Source organism: Pseudoduganella flava (assembly GCF_007830495.1).
Lineage (GTDB): Bacteria > Pseudomonadota > Gammaproteobacteria > Burkholderiales > Burkholderiaceae_D > Rugamonas > Rugamonas flava.
In genome coordinates, this window is sequence record NZ_VLKW01000003.1 from 22,435 (window position 1) to 42,293 (window position 19,859).

12 protein-coding genes are annotated in these 19,859 nt (G+C 66.9%); 8 read left to right on the forward strand and 4 right to left on the reverse strand.

All coding sequences use genetic code 11. From position 1 onward, the window contains the following. The first annotated feature begins 39 nt into the window (after positions 1–39). The 8 genes from IP92_RS08395 (at position 40) to IP92_RS08430 (ending at position 12,516) form a co-directional block, all read left to right on the forward strand. Positions 40–1,668 carry a POT-type proton-dependent oligopeptide transporter gene (locus IP92_RS08395; protein ID WP_145874117.1) on the forward strand — a complete coding sequence of 543 codons (1,629 nt, stop codon included), beginning with the start codon at positions 40–42 and terminating at the stop codon, positions 1,666–1,668. Between the two features lie 230 nt (positions 1,669–1,898). Then, on the forward strand, positions 1,899–2,870 hold the full coding sequence (locus IP92_RS08400) for an ABC transporter substrate-binding protein (protein ID WP_145874118.1): 972 nt from the start codon (positions 1,899–1,901) through the stop codon (positions 2,868–2,870). A 21-nt stretch (positions 2,871–2,891) separates the two neighbouring features. Next, complete coding sequence (locus IP92_RS08405; protein WP_145874119.1) at positions 2,892–3,713, forward strand: ABC transporter permease; 822 nt, start codon at positions 2,892–2,894, stop codon at positions 3,711–3,713. A 1-nt stretch (position 3,714) separates the two neighbouring features. After that, positions 3,715–4,527, forward strand: a complete 813-nt coding sequence (locus IP92_RS08410) for an ABC transporter ATP-binding protein (RefSeq protein WP_199271931.1) — start codon at positions 3,715–3,717, stop codon at positions 4,525–4,527. 87 nt (positions 4,528–4,614) lie between these two features. Then, positions 4,615–6,402: a sensor histidine kinase gene (locus IP92_RS08415; protein ID WP_145874120.1), complete on the forward strand. Its 1,788-nt coding sequence runs from the start codon at positions 4,615–4,617 to the stop codon at positions 6,400–6,402. Continuing rightward, positions 6,399–7,715 (forward strand): sigma-54-dependent transcriptional regulator, encoded by a 1,317-nt coding sequence (locus IP92_RS08420; protein WP_145874121.1) that lies wholly within the window; start codon positions 6,399–6,401, stop codon positions 7,713–7,715. The genes IP92_RS08415 and IP92_RS08420 overlap by 4 nt, the downstream gene beginning before the upstream one ends. A gap of 239 nt (positions 7,716–7,954) precedes the next feature. Then, on the forward strand, positions 7,955–9,700 hold the full coding sequence (locus tag IP92_RS30690) for a methyl-accepting chemotaxis protein (RefSeq protein WP_307724844.1): 1,746 nt from the start codon (positions 7,955–7,957) through the stop codon (positions 9,698–9,700). A gap of 71 nt (positions 9,701–9,771) precedes the next feature. Continuing rightward, the gene (locus tag IP92_RS08430; protein ID WP_145874122.1) at positions 9,772–12,516 is read left to right on the forward strand and encodes an alpha-1,6-glucosidase domain-containing protein; all 2,745 of its coding nucleotides are present in this window, start codon (positions 9,772–9,774) and stop codon (positions 12,514–12,516) included. Positions 12,517–12,578: 62 nt separating this feature from the next. Here the strand turns inward: IP92_RS08430 and IP92_RS08435 are convergent, their stop codons facing one another. The 4 genes from IP92_RS08435 to IP92_RS08450 form a co-directional block, all read right to left on the reverse strand. Then, the gene (locus IP92_RS08435) at positions 12,579–14,240 is read right to left on the reverse strand and encodes an alpha-amylase family glycosyl hydrolase (protein WP_145874123.1); all 1,662 of its coding nucleotides are present in this window, start codon (positions 14,238–14,240) and stop codon (positions 12,579–12,581) included. A 19-nt stretch (positions 14,241–14,259) separates the two neighbouring features. After that, entirely contained in the window at positions 14,260–15,891 is a 1,632-nt protein-coding gene (locus IP92_RS08440; RefSeq protein WP_145874124.1) for an alpha-D-glucose phosphate-specific phosphoglucomutase, read from the reverse strand. 109 nt (positions 15,892–16,000) lie between these two features. Beyond that, complete coding sequence (locus tag IP92_RS08445) at positions 16,001–17,320, reverse strand: MFS transporter (protein WP_145874125.1); 1,320 nt, start codon at positions 17,318–17,320, stop codon at positions 16,001–16,003. Between the two features lie 146 nt (positions 17,321–17,466). Continuing rightward, a complete protein-coding gene (locus IP92_RS08450; RefSeq protein WP_145874126.1) occupies positions 17,467–19,851 on the reverse strand; it encodes a TIM-barrel domain-containing protein in 2,385 nt (794 codons plus the stop codon). Positions 19,852–19,859: the final 8 nt, after the last annotated feature.

A 19,859-nucleotide genomic window follows, 5' to 3' on the forward strand; every position in this document is an offset into this window, starting at 1 on the left:
GCATAGCATCGCGTCCATCCCAAATTCATGAGGCTATCCATGGCAAACGCCACCCACGAAGCGGGCAACGGCCCGCTGCCGCGCCAGATACCGTTCATCATCGCCAACGAGGCAGCCGAACGCTTCTCCTTCTACGGCATGCGCAACATCCTGACGCCGTTCCTGATCAGTACCCTGCTGCTGTTCGTGCCGCTGGAGGACCGCACCAGCGAGGCGAAGCACGTGTTCCACACGTTCGTCATCGGCGCCTACTTCACGCCGCTGCTGGGCGGCTTCCTGGCCGACCGCTTCTTCGGCAAGTACAACACGATCTTCTGGCTCAGCCTTCTGTACGTGGCCGGCCACGCGTGCCTGGCGATCTTCGAGGACAACCTGAAAGGCTTCTACTTCGGCCTGTTCCTGATCGCGCTGGGCGCCGGCGGCATCAAGCCGCTCGTTTCCGCTTTCGTCGGCGACCAGTTCGACCAGACCAACAAGAACCGCGCGAAGGTTGTCTACGACGCCTTCTACTGGTGCATCAACTTCGGCTCGTTCTTCGCGTCGCTCTTGATGCCGCTGCTGCTGAAGAACTATGGCCCGTCCGTCGCCTTCGGCATTCCCGGCCTGCTGATGGGCTTCGCCGTGCTGATCTTCTGGCTCGGCAACCGCAAGTACGTGCACGTGCCGCCGGCGCCGCCGAATCCCGATTCGTTGACGCGTGTGGCGCGTACCGCCCTGCTGACGAAGGTGCCGGGCCAGGGCCGGCCCGGCCTCGTCGTCTTCGTTGCCGGCCTGGCGCTGGCCGCGGTGTCGCTGGTCATGTCGTATTCGTGGGGCTTCGTCATCGGCGCGTGCACAGCGCTGGTGCTGGTGCTGGCCTCGTGGAGCATCGGCACGTCGATGCAACTGGAACGCGCCCGCGGCCATCATCCGGACGAAGCGGTGGAAGGCGTGCGATCGGTGCTGCGCATCCTGATCGTGTTCGCGCTGGTGACGCCATTCTGGTCGCTGTTCGATCAGAAGGCATCGACGTGGATCGTGCAGGCCAACGCGATGACGAGCCCCGTCATCAACCTGCTGGGCTGGGAATTCCAGGTGCTGCCGGCGCAGATGCAGGCGTTGAATCCACTGCTCGTGATGCTGCTGATCCCGTTCAACAACTTCGCCATCTTCCCGCTGCTGCGCGCGATCGGCATCGAACCGACGGCGCTGCGGCGCATGACGGCGGGCATCGCGCTGTCCGGCGCCGCGTGGCTGGTGATCGGCTGGATCCAGGTGTCGATGGATGCGGGCACGCCGATGTCGATCCTGTGGCAGCTGGCGCCGTACGCGCTGCTGACGATGGGCGAGGTGCTCGTCTCCGCGACGGGCCTGGAATTCGCGTACAGCCAGGCCCCGGCATCGATGAAGGGTTCGATCATGAGCTTCTGGACGCTGGCCGTCACCGTCGGCAACCTGTGGGTACTGATCGTGAACTCGAGCGTGAAGAACGACGCCGTGCTGTCGCACATCGGCAGCACGGGGCTTTCCGTGATCGCGTTCCAGATGTTCTTCTTCGCCGGCTTCGCGCTGCTGACCGCGCTGGCGTTCGGCCTGTACGCGCTGCGCTACAAGATGGTCGACAACTATCGGGTCGAGATGGATGCCGGCTGCCACGGCACGATTCCGAAGGAGCCTGCGAAGGTGTGATGCCGCATAGTCGAGCCCGTGTCCCTCTGGGGTCTGACCCCAGAGGGACACGGGCTCGGCCGCAGGCGGAAAACCGCACAGCCACCGCGCAGGCGATGGCGGAAATCCGCCGCGGGGCCCGCTCTGCGGCGGTGCACCAAACGAAACGAATCAATCACTTGCCTCAACCGGCAGTTGCTGGCACGAAAGCTGCTCTTCCGGTAGGCACAATACTCAACCTGGAGACCAGCATGACCAAATTCCTTCCCGCATCCCTCGCCATCGCCGCCGTGTTCGCCGCATCCAGCGCGCAGGCGCAGGAAGTCGTCCGCCTCGGCAACCTGAAGTTCGCGCATTACGGCGCCGTCTCGTACATCAAGGAGATCGCACCGAAGTGCGGCATCAAGGTCGAGGAGCACGTGTTCGCCAAGGGTCCCGACGTGATGCAGGCGATCCTGGCCGGTGAGCTCGACGTCGGTGCGACGGCATCCGAAGCGGCGATCCAGGGCCGTGCCAACGGTGCGCCGATCTATGTCGTTGCCGGCTTCGCGAAGGGCGGTGCACGCCTCGTGGCGCGGCCGGATGCCGGCATCAAATCGATCAAGGACCTGAAGGGCAAGAAGGTCGGCGTCACGCGTGGCGGCATCCACGAGGTGCTGCTGGCGGCCGAGCTGTCGCAGGCGGGCCTGACGTGGTCCGAGCAACCCGGCAAGGACGTGCAACTGGTGCTGCTGGCGTTCGCGGACCTGAACCAGGCGCTGCTCGGCAAGAACCTGGACGCCATCATGCAATCGGAGCCGCAGTCGTCGCAGGCGATCAACAAGGGCTTCGGCGTCGAGGTGATGAAGCCGTACGACACGCCGATCGGCGCACCGGTGCGCACGATGGTGATGAGCGAGAAGTTCTACAAGGAGCGCCGCGCCACGGCCGCCAAGTTCATGCAGTGCTTCGTCACCGCGACGAAGACCTTCATCGACAACAAGTCCGTCGCCGAGAAGTACGTGCGCGAAACGATCTTCAAGAACCAGATCACGGCGGACGACTTCAACGACGCGATCGAGAACTCGCCGTACACCTACGACATCACGGCCCAGCACATCCAGGTGACGACGGACGTGATGAACAAGACGGGCGTGGGCAAGATGCGCAAGCCGCCGGTGGCCGCCGAGTGGGTCAAGACCGACCTGCTGGACGAAGCCAAGAAGAACCTCGGCATCAAGTAAGCACCTGACCAGAGAACGCATATGAGCAAGTTGAACTGGCGGGAGATCGGCGTCGGCGCCATCGTCCCCGTAATCGTGATCGCGCTGTGGCAGGCTTCGGCCATGTTCGGCTGGATCAACCCGCAGGTACTGCCCTCGCCGCTGGCGGTGGCGCAGAAGTTCGTCGAGTACGCGCTGCCGCTGCAGGCGTACGATCCGGCCACGCAATCGTGGCTGGCGTGGGCGCTGTCCGGCGAACTGTGGATGGATACCGTGGGCAGCATGTACCGCGTGCTGGTGGGCTTTGCCGTCGGTGCCGGCCTGGCGCTGCCGCTGGGCCTCCTGATGGGCGCGAGCCCGCGTGTGTACGCGTGGATCAACCCGCTGATGCAGGTGCTGCGGCCGATTCCTCCGATCGCCTACATCCCGCTGTCGATCTTGTGGTTCGGCCTCGGTAACGCGCCGGCCGTGTTCCTGATCGCGCTGGGCGCCTTCTTCCCCGTGCTGATGAACACGATCGCCGGCGTGCGCCAGGTCGACGGTATCTACATCCGTGCCGCGCGCAACCTGGGCGTCTCGCAGAGCACGATGTTCGTGCGCGTGATGCTGCCGGCCGCCGTGCCGTACATCCTGTCCGGCGTGCGGATCGGTATCGGCACCGCGTTCATCGTCGTCATCGTCTCGGAGATGATCGCCGTGAACAACGGCCTGGGCTTCCGCATCCTCGAAGCACGCGAGTACTTCTGGTCGGACAAGATCATCGCCGGCATGATCTCGATCGGCATCCTCGGTCTGTTGATCGACATCGGCATGAACAAATTGAACAACCACCTGCTGCGCTGGCACCGCGGACTGGAGAACTGACATGAGCGCAACCCATATCGACCAGACTCACATCGACATCCGGGGTGTCAACAAGGTGTTCGCCACCAGCGGCCGCGAAGTGGTCGCGCTGAAGGACATCAACCTGCAGATCCCGCAGGGCCAGTTCGTCTGCCTGCTGGGCCCATCGGGCTGCGGCAAGTCGACGCTGCTGAACGCGGTGGCCGGCTTCGCGCTGCCGTCGTCCGGCACGATCACGGCGGACGGCCAGCGCGTCACCGCGCCCGGCCCCGACCGCGGCATGGTGTTCCAGGAATATGCGCTGTTCCCGTGGATGACGGTCGAGAAGAACGTCGCCTTCGGCCTGGAGATCAAGGGCCAGTCGAAGGCACAGATCGATGCGACGGTCGAGAAGCTGCTGGCGATGCTGTCGCTGACGGACTTCCGCCACCGCTACCCGAAGGACCTGTCGGGCGGCATGCGCCAGCGCGTGGCGATCGCCCGCGTGCTGGCCCTCGACTCGCCGATCATGCTGATGGACGAGCCGTTCGGCGCACTGGACGCCCTCACCCGCCGCAACCTGCAGGACGAGCTGCTGCGCATCTGGGCGGAGCTGAAGAAGACGATCATCTTCGTCACGCACTCGATCGAGGAAGCGATCTATCTCGCTGACCGCATCGTCGTGATGACGTATCGGCCCGGCACGATCAAGCGCGACATGATGGTCGACCTGCCGCGCCTGCGCGACCCGGCCGCCGCCGAGTTCAACGCGCTGAAGCGGGAGCTGGGCATGCTCGTGATGGAAGAGCAGCAGCGCCATCACAACGACGAGATGCGGATGGCGGCGGTCGACTGACGCCAACGGCCGCAACGGCCGAGCTCGTGTCACTGGTGCCTGGCACCAGTGACACGAACTCGGCCATGACCTGCCCTACAATTGGCCATGCGCCTCCATAAATCCCTGCTGCTGACCCTGGCCGTCGCCGCTGCCGCGGTGCTGGTTGCCGCGGCATTCGCGTTCGGCACGCACCGCGCCCGCAGCGACTTGCTGGACCAGGGCCAGCGCCAGCTGCAGCTGATGGCGCCGGACCTGCAATTTGTGCTCGAACGCTTCGAGACGCTGCCGTTCGTGCTGGGCCAGCAGCCCGATCTCACCGCCGCCCTCGCCCACCCGGACGATCCCGCCATCATCGCGCGCCTGAACCGCACGCTGCAGACGATCCAGCGCCAGGCCAGGGTCGGCGCGCTGTACCTGATGGACACCCGCGGCCTGACGCTCGGCGCCAGCAACTGGGACCAGCCGCTCGGCTTCGTCGGGCAGAATTTCTCGTACCGTCCGTACTTCCGCGAAGCGATCCGCGGCCGCGCCGGGCGTTTCTACGGCATCGGCACCAGCACCGGCGAACCCGGTTATTTCATCGCCCAACCCGTGTTCCGCGACGGCAGCGCCGGCGGGCCGATCACCGGCGTCATCGCCGTCAAGATCAGCCTTGCCGAGTTCGAGGCGCACTGGCGCAACAGCGAGGAGGCAATCCTGCTGGCGGACCGCCACGGCGTCGTATTCCTGTCCAACCGCCCGGAATGGAAGTATCGCAGCCTCGGCAAGCTGGACGACGCGACGCGCACTACGCTCGCGCAAACGCAGCAATACCGCGGCAAGGACGTCACGCCGCTCGATGGTCCCGTGGGCGCGCACGTGACGCTGCCCGTCGGCCGCCTCGGCTGGCAGCTGATGCTGTTCCCGAACGAAGCGCGGGTGCTGCGTGCCGGTGCCGCCTGGGCCGTCGGCGCGGCACTGCTGCTTGCCTGCGCCGCCGTCTCGGCGTGGGCGCTGCACCAGCGCCGCCGGCGCTTCGAGGAGCGGGTCGCATCGCGCGCCGCGCTGCGCCAGGCCGAACTCGAACTGGAGCACCGCATCGCCGAGCGCACCGAACAACTCTCCGAGACCAACCGCCACCTCGAACAGAAGTACGCCAAGCTGCAGGAGACGTCGCAGTTGCTGCGCACCACGCAGAATGAACTGGTCCAGGCGGGCAAGCTGGCGATGCTGGGCCAGATGGCGGCGGGCGTCACCCATGAGCTGAACCAGCCGCTGGCCGCGATCCGCGCGTTCGCCGACAACGCCCGCACGTTCCTGCAGCGCGGCCAGGTCGAACAGGCCGCCAACAATCTCACCCACATCGGCGACGCCAGCGCGCGCATGGGCGCCATCATCGCCCAGCTGAAGGGCTTCGCGCGCAAGGGCGAGACGGTGGACAGCGTGGACCTGGAACGCTCCGTGCGGGCGTCCAGCTTCCTGCTGGAGAGCGAGTTCCGCCGCCGCGACGCGGTGCTGGACATCGAAGCTGCAGCACCGCTCGTCGTCACGGGCGACGCGGTGCGCATCGAGCAGGTGCTGATCAACCTGCTGCGCAATGCGCTCGACGCCGTCGAAGGCGCGCCCGTGCGCCGCGTGTCGGTGCGCCTGCTGCGCGAGGGCGACGACGCCGTCGTGCGCATCGCCGACACGGGTGCCGGCATTCCGGCCGACGTGGCACCGCACCTGTTCGAGCCGTTCTTCACCACCAAACCGTCCGGCCAGGGGCTGGGCCTCGGGCTGGCCATTTCGTCGTCGATCGTGCAGGCGATGAACGGCCGGCTGACGGCGCATAATCGGCCCGAGGGCGGCGCGCAGTTCGACGTGCGCCTGCCGTTGCCGGGCACCGCCCAACACCTTGGAGACACCATTTGAACCAGGCGATCCTCATCGAAGACGAAGCCACGCTGCGCCTTGCCACCACGCAGACGCTGGAGCTGGGCGGCTATGCCGTGCAGGCCTGCGCCAGCGCGGAGGAAGCGCTGGCACTGCTGCGCGCCGATTTCGCCGGCGTTGTCGTCACCGACGTGCGCCTGCCCGGCCGCTCCGGCCTCGACCTGCTGGCGCAAGTGACGGCGCTCGACGCCGAGCTGCCCGTCATCGTCGTCACCGGCCATGGCGACGTGGCGATGGCCGTGCAGGCGATGCGCGGCGGCGCCTACGACTTCATCGAAAAGCCCTTCTCGTCCGACCGGCTGATGGATGCCGTGCACCGTGCCCAGGAGCGCCGCCGGCTGGTGCTGGAAAACCGCCAGCTGCGCACCGCGCGGGCGCTGCACCCGGATACGCCGGACCTGATCGGCCAGTCCGCCGCGATCGCGCACGTGCGCACGCTGATCCGCAACGTGGGCCCGGCCGGCGTGGACATCCTGATCAACGGCGAAACGGGCAGCGGCAAGGAAGTCGTCGCGAGGCTGCTGCATGCGGCAAGTGGACGCAAGGGCAACTTCGTCGCCATCAATTGCGGCGCCCTGCCGGAAACCGTGTTCGAGAGCGAGATCTTCGGCCACGAGCCGGGCGCGTTCACCGGTGCGCAGAAGCGCCGCATCGGCAAGCTGGAATACGCCAACGGCGGCACCGTGTTCCTCGACGAGATCGAGACGATGCCGCTGCACCTGCAAGTGAAGTTGTTGCGCGTGCTGCAGGAGCGCCGCCTGGAACGGCTGGGCGCGAACGAGCCCGTGCCGCTCGATTGCCGCATCGTGGCCGCGAGCAAGGCGGACCTGCTCGCGCTGGCGGCCGAAGGCAAGTTCCGCGCGGACCTGTACTATCGCATCGGCGTCGTGACGCTCGACCTGCCGCCGCTGCGCGAGCGGCGCGACGATATCCCGCCGCTGCTGGCCCACTTCGTCCAGGAAGCGGCGCTGCGCTACGGCCGGCCGCTGCCCACCTGGACGGGAGAGCGGATGGCACAGTGGCAGGCGAACGACTGGCCCGGCAATGTGCGCGAGCTGCGCAATTTCGCCGAGCGGCTCGTGCTGGGCGTCGTCCCGGCCCCGGCCCCCGCCATGGGAACGGAAGCGCCGCCGCAAGGCGCATCGCTGCCGGAGCGCCTGGACGCCTACGAGCGCCGCCTGATCGAGGCGGAACTGTCCGCCGCGGACGGCAACGTGTCGCTGGCGGCCGACCGGCTGGGCGTGCCCCGCAAGACTTTGTACGACAAGTTGAAGAAGTTTCAGCTGCGTTGACGGAACGTCCACGCGGCGAAAAAAAATGTGTCGCTGGTGCGGCGCACGCGCAACAAATCGCGGTCCTTCCGCCGCACACTTCCCTATAATTGCCGTACAGCACTGAAAGTGCTTGCCGGCGCTGCCCAATCCTCGCTCCGCCGGTCATTGTCCGCCCTCCCCGTCGCGGTCGCATTCTCCTATCAACCGGGCACATGCCCTAATCCAGCCGCGGATATGCGGCCACACACGGATTGACGATGAACTTCAAGAACATGAAAGTCGGTACCCGGCTTGCGGTGGGCTATGCACTGGTGCTGCTGCTGCTTGCCATTATTGTGGGCTTCGGCCTGCTGAAAATGCGCGAGATCCAGGAACGCATGCGCGTGATCACGGACGTGAACAATGTGCAGATCAACTACGCGTCGCAGATGCAGGACAGCGTGACGGACCGGATGATGTCGCTGCGCAACATCGGCCTGCAACGCGAGCAGTCCGACATGCAGGCCGAACTGGCACGCATGAAGAAGCAGGAAGACCTGTACGCCGACATGTACGTCAAGCTTGGCAAGACGTTCGAAGACCCCAGCACCACTGCGGCGGAAAAGGCGTTCTATGCCAAGCTGGCCGAGCACGACAAGACGGCCGCGCCGGTGATCGAGAAGATCAAGAAGCTGGGCCTGGCCAACGAAGTCGATGCGACCAACGACGCGCTGCTGAAGGAAATGAACCCGTTGCAGACGGCCTGGATCGATACGCTCAATGAGCTGATCCGCTTCGAAGTGAAACTGAACGACCAGTCGGCCGCCGAGGCGCGCAACGCGTATGACTCGGCAGTGCGCCTGATGCTGATCCTGGGCGCGATCGCCGTCGCCGTCGGCATCGGCGCCGCGACGATCGTCACGCGCACGTTGCTGAAGCAGCTGGGCGGCGAGCCTGACTACGCCGTATCGATCGCCACGCGCATCGCCGACGGCGACCTGACCGTGGACGTGCCGGTGCAGGCCGGCGACGAAACGAGCATGATGGCCGCGATGCGCCACATGCGCGACAAGCTGGCGGCGATCGTCGCCGAAGTGCGCAGCGGTACCGACACGATCGCCACCGCGGCCGCACAGGTCTCGGCCGGCAACCATGACCTGTCGTCGCGCACCGAGGAGCAGGCCAGCTCGCTGGAAGAAACCGCGTCGTCGATGGAAGAACTGACGTCGACCGTGCGCCAGAATGCCGACAACGCGCAGCAGGCCAGCGCGATGGCCGCTTCCGCGTCGGATGTGGCCAGCCAGGGTGGCGCTGTCGTCGCCCAGGTGGTGGACACGATGAGCGCGATCGATGCCTCCGCGAAGAAGATCGTGGACATCATCTCCGTCATCGACGGCATCGCGTTCCAGACCAACATCCTGGCGCTGAACGCGGCCGTCGAGGCGGCACGGGCCGGCGAACAGGGCCGCGGCTTCGCCGTGGTGGCGGGCGAGGTGCGCAACCTGGCGCACCGTGCCGGTTCCGCCGCGAAGGAGATCAAGGCGCTGATCGACGACTCCGTCGAGAAGGTCGGCGTGGGTACCCAGCTGGTGGGCCAGGCCGGTGCGACGATGACGGAAGTCGTCGGCAGCGTGCAGCGCGTCACGGACATCATGTCCGAGATCTCGGCCGCCAGCCGCGAGCAAAGCAGCGGCATCGAGCAGGTGAACCAGGCCATCACGTCGATGGACGAAGTGACGCAGCAGAATGCCGCGCTGGTCGAGGAGGCTTCGGCCGCGTCCGAAGCGATGCAGGAGCAGGCCCGCAAGCTGGCCGAGCTGGTGGGCATGTTCACGCTGGCGCAAGGCCAGGCCGCCGCGCCGGCGGCACGGGTGCACACCGCGGCGAAGAAGCCGGTCGCAGTGTCCAAGCCCGCACGTCCGGCACTCGCCGCCGCCCCGGCGCCCGCGATGAAGGCACCGGCGCAGAAGACCGCGCCGCGCAAGGCCACCGTCGGCGGCGATTCGGACTGGGAAGAGTTCTGATCGCATGACTACAGCATGGCTGTAGTCGCAAGCTTCCTTTACCATACGTCCCCATCGCAACAGGGGGACGTATGGACCATCACATCGGCAGCCGCGCGCTGCGCACCTCGATCGCCGCAGCCGCGGCGATTGCACTTTCCGGCGCCGCACATGCCGGGCAAACCGCCGCGCCGTGCGACGGCGACGCATTCCAGACCATCCTCTCCCCCGCCGCCGCGACGTTCGACGCCCGCGCCGCATGGCTCGACCGCCGCACGTTGCTGTGGCCCGGCACCCGCACCGGTGCGCGCATCCGCCTGTACCACGCCGCCCAGGCCACGCTGACCGCACCGCGCGGCGGCAAGGTGGCCGGGGCGGACGGCTTCCTGCCGCTGGACACCGTCACGGCACCGGTACCCGTGCAGTTGGCCGAACCTTGGCGCTACCTGGGCGACGGCATGCAGCTGGCCGTGCGCGACGCTGACGCCGCCGCCATCGGCGCGCTGCATCGCGGCCAGCTGCTGCTCGTGAACGAAGCGGAGGATGGCACCGTGCTGGACGCGACCCGCATCCAGGCGGCCGGCGCGCTGGACGACCTGTACGCGGCCGCGGAAAGCGTGCCGGACCTGGGCGCGACACCGCGCGGACGCACCACCGTCTTCAAGCTGTGGGCGCCGACGGCGCAGGCGGTGGCCGTCTGCACCTACGACAAGGGCAACGGCCCGCTGCGCGCGGCGGTGCCGATGCGCTTCGATGCCGCCACGGGCATCTGGTCCACCACCGTGTCCGCAAACCTGGACGGCAAGTACTACCGCTATGCCGTCGACGTGCTGGCGCCGAGCGTGGGCGTGGTGCGCAACCTCGTCACCGATCCGTACGCGGTCAGCCTGACCACCGACTCACGCCGCGCCTACATCGCCGACCTGGCCTCGCCGCGCCTCAAACCCGCCGGCTGGGACCGCGACGCGGCACCGGCCAAAGTGAAGGCGCAACCGGACATGTCGATCTACGAGCTGCACGTGCGCGACTTCTCGATCGGCGACGCGACGGTGAGCGCGGCCAATCGCGGCAAGTACCTGGCCTTCACGGAAGCCGGCTCGAACGGCATGAAGCACCTGCGCGCGCTGGCCGGCGCGGGCCTGACGGACCTGCACCTGCTGCCCGTCTACGACTTCGGCAGCGTGCCCGAGCAAGGCTGCGTCACGCAGCGCCCGGCCGGCGCGCCGGACAGCGACGAACAGCAGCGCATGGTCGGCCATTCGAAGGCCACCGACTGCTACAACTGGGGCTACGACCCGTATCACTACAACGCACCGGAAGGCAGCTACAGCACCGACCCGGCGGATGGTGCGAAGCGCGTGCTCGAGTTCCGCAAGATGGTGATGGCGCTGCACCGCGCCGGCCTGCGCGTGGGCATGGACGTCGTCTACAACCACACCTACCGTGCCGGCCAGGACGAGAAGTCCGTGCTGGACCGCGTGGTGCCGGGCTATTACCACCGTCTCGATGCGAAGGGGGCGATCGAAAGCTCCACGTGCGGGGAATGCGGCAACACGGCCACCGAGCACCGCATGATGGGCAAGCTGATGATCGACTCGGCCGCGCTGTGGGCGCGCCAGTACCACATCGATTCGTTCCGCTTCGACCTGATGGGCCACCAGCCGCGCGCGACGATGGAAGCGCTGCAGCGGCGCGTCGACCGCGACACGGGCAGGCACGTGAACCTGATCGGCGAAGGCTGGAACTTCGGCGAGGTCGCGGACGGCAAGCGCTTCGTGCAGGCATCGCAGCTGTCCCTGAACGGCAGCGGCATCGGCACGTTCAGCGACCGTGGGCGCGACGCCGTGCGCGGCGGCGGTGCCGGCGATGCGGGGCGCGACATGGTCACGCGGCAGGGCTACGTGAATGGCCTTGTGTACGACCCGAACGGCAGCGCCGAGCACACGGCGGACGAGATCCTGAAGGCGGCGGACATGGTGCGCGTGGGCCTCGCGGGCACGCTGCGCGGCTATGCGTTCGAGACGCGCACGGGCGACGTGCGCGCGCTGCGTGACGTCGACTACGCGGGCCAGCCGGCCGGTTACGCGAGCGCGCCGGGCGAAGTGGTCAACTACGTGGAGAACCACGACAACCAGACGCTGTACGACCTGAACGTGCTGCGCCTGCCGGCGACGACGTCGACGGCCGACCGCGCCCGCGTGCAGATGCTGGCCGCCGCGATCAACGCGTTCAGCCAGGGCGTGGCCTACTTCCACGCCGGCTTCGACATCCTCCGCTCCAAATCGCTGGACCGCAACAGCTTCGACTCGGGCGACTGGTTCAACCGCCTCGACTGGACCTATCAGGACAACTACTTCGGCACGGGTCTGCCGCCGGCGGCGGACAACGGCAAGGATTACGAGATGCTGAAGCCCTTGCTCGCGAACCCCGCGTTGAAGCCGGCACCGGCCGACATCGCGTTCGCGCGCGACGCATTCCGCGACCTGTTGAAGATCCGCGCCAGCAGCACGCTGTTCCGGCTGCGCACGGCGGACGACGTCAAGCAGCGCCTGCGCTTCTACAACACGAGCCCGGCCCAGGTACCGACCTTGCTGGCCGGCCGCCTGGACGGCAACGGCTACGCGGGCGCGAACTTCAAGACGGTGCTGTACTTGATCAACGTCGACAACGCCGACCGCACGATCGTGATCCCGGAAGAACAGAACAAGCGCCTGCGGCTCCACCCCGTCCACACGTCGCCGACGGCAGCCGACCGCCGCGTACGCGAAGCGCACTACGACGCATCGACCGGCCGCTTCACGGTACCGGCACGCACCGCCGTCGTGTTCGTGGAATAACCCAAAAAAAATTGCTCAAAATCGGGGTCAGACCCCGATTTTTGGAAATATTTTTCCGGCGGTTACCGGGCCGCTTCGAGCAGCACCGTGTTGAACTTGCCGGACGTGAGCACCGCGCCGTTCTTCACCGTGTATGTGGTGTTGGCGTAAGCGTCGCGCACCTTGCTGCCGTTGGCGAACACGCCGCCGACGGTGATCGCGATGCGCTTGCCGACGGGGACGTCCAGTGCCACCACGACCTTGTCGGCGCTGCCATTGCCACTGTAGGTACGGGCGAACGTGTACGGCGCATCGGCCAGTTTGCGGTGGGTGCCGGCGCCGATCGACACGTGATGGTGGCGGAACAGGCCAAGCTTGCTCCAGTGGGCGCGCACGTCGGCGATGCGGTAGCCGTCGCGCGTGGCGTTGTTCGCCAGGTCGTCCCAGTTCATCGGCGAGCGCAGTTTCGCGTCGCCGACGGCGTCCGCCGGGTCCAGCCGGCGCGCCGTCTCGTCGCCGTAGTAGATCTGCGCGGCGCCGGGAGCCAGCAGCAGCTTGTTGGCCGATTCGAACGGCTTGGTGCGGGCCGCGTCGAACGGGTTGCCGTCGTCGTGCGAATCGAGGTAGTTCAGCACGGACTTGCCGCGCAGCGGGCCTTGCAGCTGCGCCGCGTACTTCGCGAAGACGCTGTCATACGAGCCTTGCGCATCGGCCGGCAGGCTGAAGTTGATCAGCGCGTCGAAGCCGTTGGCGTAGAAGTCCGTCTTCGTGCCGCCGCCCATGTCGAACTCGCGGCCATGGCCGATCGCGTAGTTGTACACCTCGGCCACCGTGTAGAAGCGACCGTCGCCCAGCACCTTGGCCGGATTGGCCTTCTTCCACTCGTCGTGCGCCGCTTCGGTCACGGTGCGCAGCTCCTTCCACACGCCGGCTTCCGTGTGCTTGACGGTGTCACCCCTGTAGCCGTCCAGGCCGAACTTGCGGATCCAGTCCGCGTGCCACTTCATCAGGTAGTAGCGCGGCGCGCGCGGGTAGCCGGTGCGCGCGAAGAACGCATCCAGCTCCTGCACTTCACGCTCGAAGCGCCCTTCCTTCTTCCACTTTTCCACCAGCTGCGGCGGCAGCGCGACCGGGGTGTCGCTTTCGGTGCGCACGTCCGGCAGGTTTTGCACAAGGGTGCAGGTGATCGTCGTGGGCGCGTCCTTGTGCTGGCACGTCGGCCCCGTGCGCACCCAGTCCGACGGCCATACCGGGTCTTCCGCCGTCACGGGACCCGTGTGGTTCATCACCACGTCCAGCAGCACGCGGATGCCGCGCGCATGGGCCGCGTCGACGAAGTCGCGGAAGTCCTGCTCCGTGCCCAGGTTCGCGTCGACGGCCGTCCAGTCGCGCGCCCAGTAGCCGTGGAAGCCGTACGACTTGCCGGTGCCTTCGTCGGTGCCCGCATGGATCTGCTCCACAGGCGGCGTCAGCCAGATCGCGTCGACGCCCAGGCTGTCGAAGTAGCCTTCCTTGACCTTGGCGGTGAGGCCTTTCAGGTCGCCGCCCAGGTAGCCGCGCAGCGGCGCCGCATCCGCCTTGCGGCCGTAGGCAAGGTCGTTGGACCGGTCGCCGTTGGCGAAGCGGTCCGTGACGAGGAAATAAATGGTCGCGTTCTCCCACATGAACGGCTTGGTCGAAGGTGCCGCCTGGGCGGTCGTGCCGGCGGCGAGCAGGACGGACAGTGCGAGAGAAGTGAGTTTCATGCGACCTTTCTTTGGATGGTTAAGTGATGACCGACGGATTGCTCCGCCCCGTGTTGTAGGCGATGCTCGCGACGCTGTCGGCGATCGCGATCAGCGCGGCCAGCGCCTGCTGGGTGGGAATGTGGTGCTGCGCCGGATCGGGCTCGTAGCGCTCCAGGTAGACGCGCAAGGTCGCCCCTTCCGTGCCCGTGCCGGACAGGCGATAGACGATCCGCGAGCCGTCCGTCATCACGATGCGCACGCCCTGCTGCGTGGCCTGCGAACCGTCGACGGGATCGGTGTACGCGAAGTCGTCCGCATACTCGACCGTGTAGTGGTTCATCTGCTGGCCCTGCATATTGGCCAGCTTCACGCGCAGGTCGTCCATCAGCACGTTGGCCGCATGCGTCTCGATGCCTTCGTAGTCGTGGCGCGAGTAGTAGTTGCGGCCGAATTGCTGCCAGTGCTCTTCGACGATCTGCTGCACGGACTGGCCCTTCACGGCCAGCAGATTCAGCCAGAACAGCACGGCCCACACGCCATCCTTCTCGCGCACGTGGTTCGAGCCGGTGCCGTAGCTCTCCTCGCCGCACAGCGTGGCCAGGCCCGCATCCAGCAGTGTGCCGAAGTACTTCCATCCCGTCGGCGTCTCATAGCAGGGAATGCCCAGCGCCTCGGCCACGCGGTCGGCCGCGCGCGACGTGGGCATCGAGCGGGCGATGCCGGCGATGCCGCCGCGGTAGCCCGGCGCCACCTGCGCGTTGGCGGCCAGGATCGCCAGGCTGTCGGACGGCGTCACGTCGAATTTGCGGCCGACGATCATGTTGCGGTCCGCGTCGCCATCGGAAGCGGCGCCGAAGTCCGGGGCATCCGGCCCCGCCATCAGCTCGATCAGCTCCGCCGCGTTGACGGGGTTCGGGTCCGGGTGCAGGCCGCCGAAGTCCTCGCGCGGCACGCAGTTGATCACGGTGCCCGCAGGCGCGCCCAGCATGCCTTCGATGATCGCCTGCGCATACGGGCCGGAGACGGCGTGCATCGCGTCGAAGCGCATCGTGAAGCCGCCCGCGAACAGCTTGCGGATCGCATCGAAATCGAACAGCTGCTCCATCAGCTCCGCGTAGTCCGCCACCGGGTCGATCACTTCGACCTGCATCTGCTCCAGGTAGCCGCGGCCCGTATGGTCGATGTCGATGTCCGGCGCGTCGCTGATGCGGTACGACGTGATGGCCGTCGTGCGCTGGTAGATCGCTTCCGTCACCGCTTCCGGTGCCGGGCCGCCGTTGCCGATGTTGTACTTGATGCCGAAGTCGCCGTCCGGCCCGCCCGGGTTGTGGCTGGCCGACAGGATGATGCCGCCCATCGCCTCGTGCTTGCGGATCACGCAAGAGACGGCCGGCGTCGACAGGATGCCGCCGCGCCCCACCAGCACGCGCGCGACGCCGTTGGCCGCCGCCATCTTCAGGATCGTGCGGATCGCCGCGCGGTTGTGGAAGCGGCCATCGCCGCCGAGCACCAGCGTCTTGCCGGACAGGTCGCCGAGCGTGTCGAACACGCTCTGCACGAAGTTCTCGAGATAATGGGGCTGCCGGAACACGCCGACCTTCTTGCGCAGGCCGGAAGTGCCCGGGCGCTGGCCTGGAATGGGCGTGGTCTGTATCGTCTGGATTGCCATGTTCGCTCCGCTCTAGTGTTACCGAAAGATTAACATCCCAGCGTACCGCGAACTATCGTGCGGCGGCGCGCGGATGAGTCCCTAGGCGGCCCGGCGGCTCAGCGGGCGTTCACTCGGCGCGGCGGGCGGTATCGCGCACGAACAGCGTCAGCACGCCGGCCAGCGCCATCGATGCGCCGCCCAGCGCCAGCGTGCTGGCCGTATGGCCGGCGAAGAAGTGGCGCGTGACGAAGCCCAGCAGCACGGCGCTGACGATCTGCGGAATCACGACGAAGAAATTGAACACGCCCATGTAGTAGCCCATCCGCTTGGCGGGCAGCGCGCCGGCCAGGATCGCGTACGGCATCGTCAGGATGCTGGCCCAGGCCAGGCCGATGCCGATCATCGGCAGGATCAGCGTCTGCTTGTCGTGGATCGCGTACACGCTGGCCAGGCTGATGCCGCCGATGACGAGGCAGATCATGTGCACTGCCTTGCGGCTCGTCGCCCGCGCCAGCACGGGCAGCACGAACGCTGCGAGTGCCGACACGCCGTTGTACACGGCGAACATCAGGCCCACGTAGTTGCCCGCCTCCTGGTACAGCGCCGACTGCGCATCGGCCGTGCCGAACACGTTCTCGGCCACGCTTGCCGTCGAGTAGATCCACATCGCGAACAGCGCGATCCACGTGAAGAACTGCACGAACGCCAGCTGCACCATCGTCTTCGGCATGCGCAGCACGCCGCCGAAGATCTCGGCCAGCGCGTGGCCCATGCCGCGCTTGCGGTCGCGGCGGAACTCTTCCAGGTTTTCCGGCGGCAGCTCGTCGCTGGCCAGCACGGTCCACAGCACGGCGCAGAAGAACACGGCGCCGCCCAGGTAGAACGCGTAGCGCACGGAGTCCGGCACGCTGCCGTCCACCGGCACGTTGGACACGCCCGCGTAGTCCGTCAGGATCGTCGGCAGCAACGACGCGATGACGGCGCCGCAGCCGATGAAGAATGTCTGCATCGCGAAGCCGGCCGTCTGTTGCGACGCATCGAGCTTGTCGCCGACGAAGGCGCGGAACGGTTCCATCGACACGTTGATCGCCGCATCGAGCATCCACAGCAGCACGGCCGCCATCCAGATCGCATGCGAGTTCGGCATCGCGAACAGCGCCAGCGATGCGAACACGGCGCCCAGGAAGAAGAACGGCCGGCGCCGGCCCCATTTCGGATGCCACGTGTTGTCGGACAGGTAGCCGATGATGGGCTGCACCAGCAGGCCCGTGACGGGTGCCGCAAGCCACAGGAACGGCAGCTGGTCTGGATTGGCGCCCAACGTCGAATAGATGCGGCTGATGTTCGCGTTCTGCAGCGCGAAGCCGAACTGGATGCCGAAGAAGCCGAAGCTCATGTTCCAGAGCTGCCAGAACGACAGCCTGGGCTTGGTGGAAGAAGAATGCATCCGAGTCTCCGATGTTATACGTGGCACCAGCCAAATTTGTAGCAAAATAACATGCACCGCTCAGCCTGTCAACGAAGGAGGAGCCCAGAAAACCCGCCGGTTACAGCGGGTTTTGTAGTCAAACAACAGAGTTCGACGCGATCTGGTTACAGCTCCATCACAAGCCTGGCCGCAAGCTTCGCGCGGCCCGGCAGCGCCACCTTCAGCACGCGCTGTTTCCCATCCCATGACGAGGGCACCGCGCGGCCGTCGAGCAGCACGCGCTTCGGCTTGGCGACGCCGTGCACATGCACCGTGTAAGCACGCACTACCGGCGCCATCGCGCTGCCCGTCTCGGTAGCGATCGCGATCTCCAGCGCCGCTGGGTGCGCGGCGGACGTGAAGCGGGCGATCTCGTAGCGCCCCTTGCGCCAGGCGTCCGCGGTGGCGCCGTCGTCGTCGTACAGCATGCCCTGCGACGCCGTCACGCCGGCGTCGTGCCAGTAATGCAGGTTGATCGCGCGGCCCGTGTAGTCGCGCGTCGACTGCACGACGGGCGTCATCGGCACGAAGGCGCCGGCCCGCACGTAGACGGGAATGCGCTCCGCCGTCACCGGCACCGTCTCGAGGATGCCGCCCTTGTGCCGCTCGCCCGTGTGGAAGTCGAACCACGCGCTGCCCTTGGTGGGGAAGTACACTTCCTTGCGCGTGGCGCCGGCTTCCGTGATGGGTGCGACGAGGAAGCTGTCGCCCCACAGATAGGTCGCGGCCAGCATGTTCGCGTCGTTCTGGTCGTCCTCGAACAGCACGGGGCGCATCAGCGGCATGCCGGTGGTGCTGTTCTCGAAGGCCATCGTGTAGTGGTAAGGCAGCAGCGCGTAACGCAGCCGGATCGCGTCCGCCGCCAGCTGCTTCGTGCGCGGCGTGCGGAACACGGGTTCGGACGGCACCTCTTCCTGCGCATGGGGGCGGAACACGGGCTGGAACACGCCGTACTGCAGCCAGCGCACGTACAGCTCGTCGTCCAGCACGGGGCCGGCGAAGCCGCCCAGGTCCGAGTGCATGTACGCCAGGCCCTGCATGCCCATCTGCAGCGCGATCTCCATCTGCGACTGCAGGCCGCCCCAGCTGCGCGAGACGTCGCCGGACCATGGGATCATGCCGAAGCGCTGCGAGCCCGAATAGCCGGCCCGCATCAGGATGAAGGGCCGCTCGTCGGGGAACTCGCGCGCATAGCCTTCGGCGATCAGCCGCGCCCAGTCGTGGCCGTAGATGTTGTGGACCTCGTCCGCGCTGGCGCCGACGTGGCGCAGGTCGGCCGGATGCACTTCTGGCTCGCCCAGGTCGCCCCACCATCCCGCCACGCCCTGCCGCTTCAGGTCCTTGTAGATGTTCCAGAACCAGCCGCGGCCCGCCGGGCTGTAGAGGTCGATCAGGCCCGTGTTCCCGAAGAAGAAGTCGTACGTGTACGGCGCGCCGTCGGCTTTGGTGGCGAGCGCCTTGGCGGCCACCGCCTCCTGCCAGCGCTGCGACGTCGTCACGACGAACGGTTCGGTGATGACGACTGTGTTGACGCCCTGCTGCTTCAAGTCGCGCAGCATGCCTTCCGGGTTCGGGAAGCTCTGCTTGTCCCAAGCCAGGTTGCCCATCGTGCCCTTCACTTCCTTGCCGAACCAGTACAGGTCCAGCACGACGGCGTCGAGCGGGATCTTGTCGTCCTGGAAGCGCTTGACCGTGTCGCGCACCTCGGCTTCCGTGTGATAGCCGAAGCGGCTGGCGAAATTACCGAACGCCCAGCGCGGCGGCAGCGGCTGGCGGCCCGTCAGGCTCGTGTAGTTGGCCATGATGTCGGCCCACGCATCGCCGGCCACCACCTGGTAGGTCTTGCGGCCGCCGCTCGTTTCATACGTCAGCGTGCCGTCGCGGCGGCTGTCGAAATCGAGCCAGCCCGTCTGCGGGTTATCGAAGTGCAGCGCGTACTTCTTCGACGACAGCGCCACGGGAATCGTGAAGTTCAGCAGCTCGGAGCGATTGCCGTAGCCGTAGTGCGCCTTGTTGTACAGCTGGAAGCGATGGCCGCGGCGGTTCATGCCGACGGCGCGCGCACCGGCACCGTACAGCGCCTCGTCGCCGTCGAGCGCGAACTCGAGCGCCTCCATGCCGTCCTTGCGGGTATAGCCCAGCTTCTCCGCCACCAGCGGCTTGCCCTTGTACGCGTAGGCGATGCGCAGCGGCTGGCGCTGCACCGTCACCGTGATGCCGCCGGTCGCGTATTCGATCGCGCCGTCCACCTCGCGCACCGTCGGGTGCACGCCGCCGGGTGCCAGCACGACCGCGTGCGACACCGGTTCCTGGCGCTCGCCGTTCGGAATGAACGTGGTCTCGACGATCGCCGGGGAATACGGCTTGATCAGGTAACGCCCGTCGTTGGTGACGATGTCGAGTACGCCGTCCTTCTCGGTCCAGCTCTGCACGTGCCGCGCGGCGTTCTGCGCAAAGGCCGTTTGACACGCGAGGATCAGCGCAAGCGCCGCGGTGTTCTTGGTTTTCATTGGTCTCG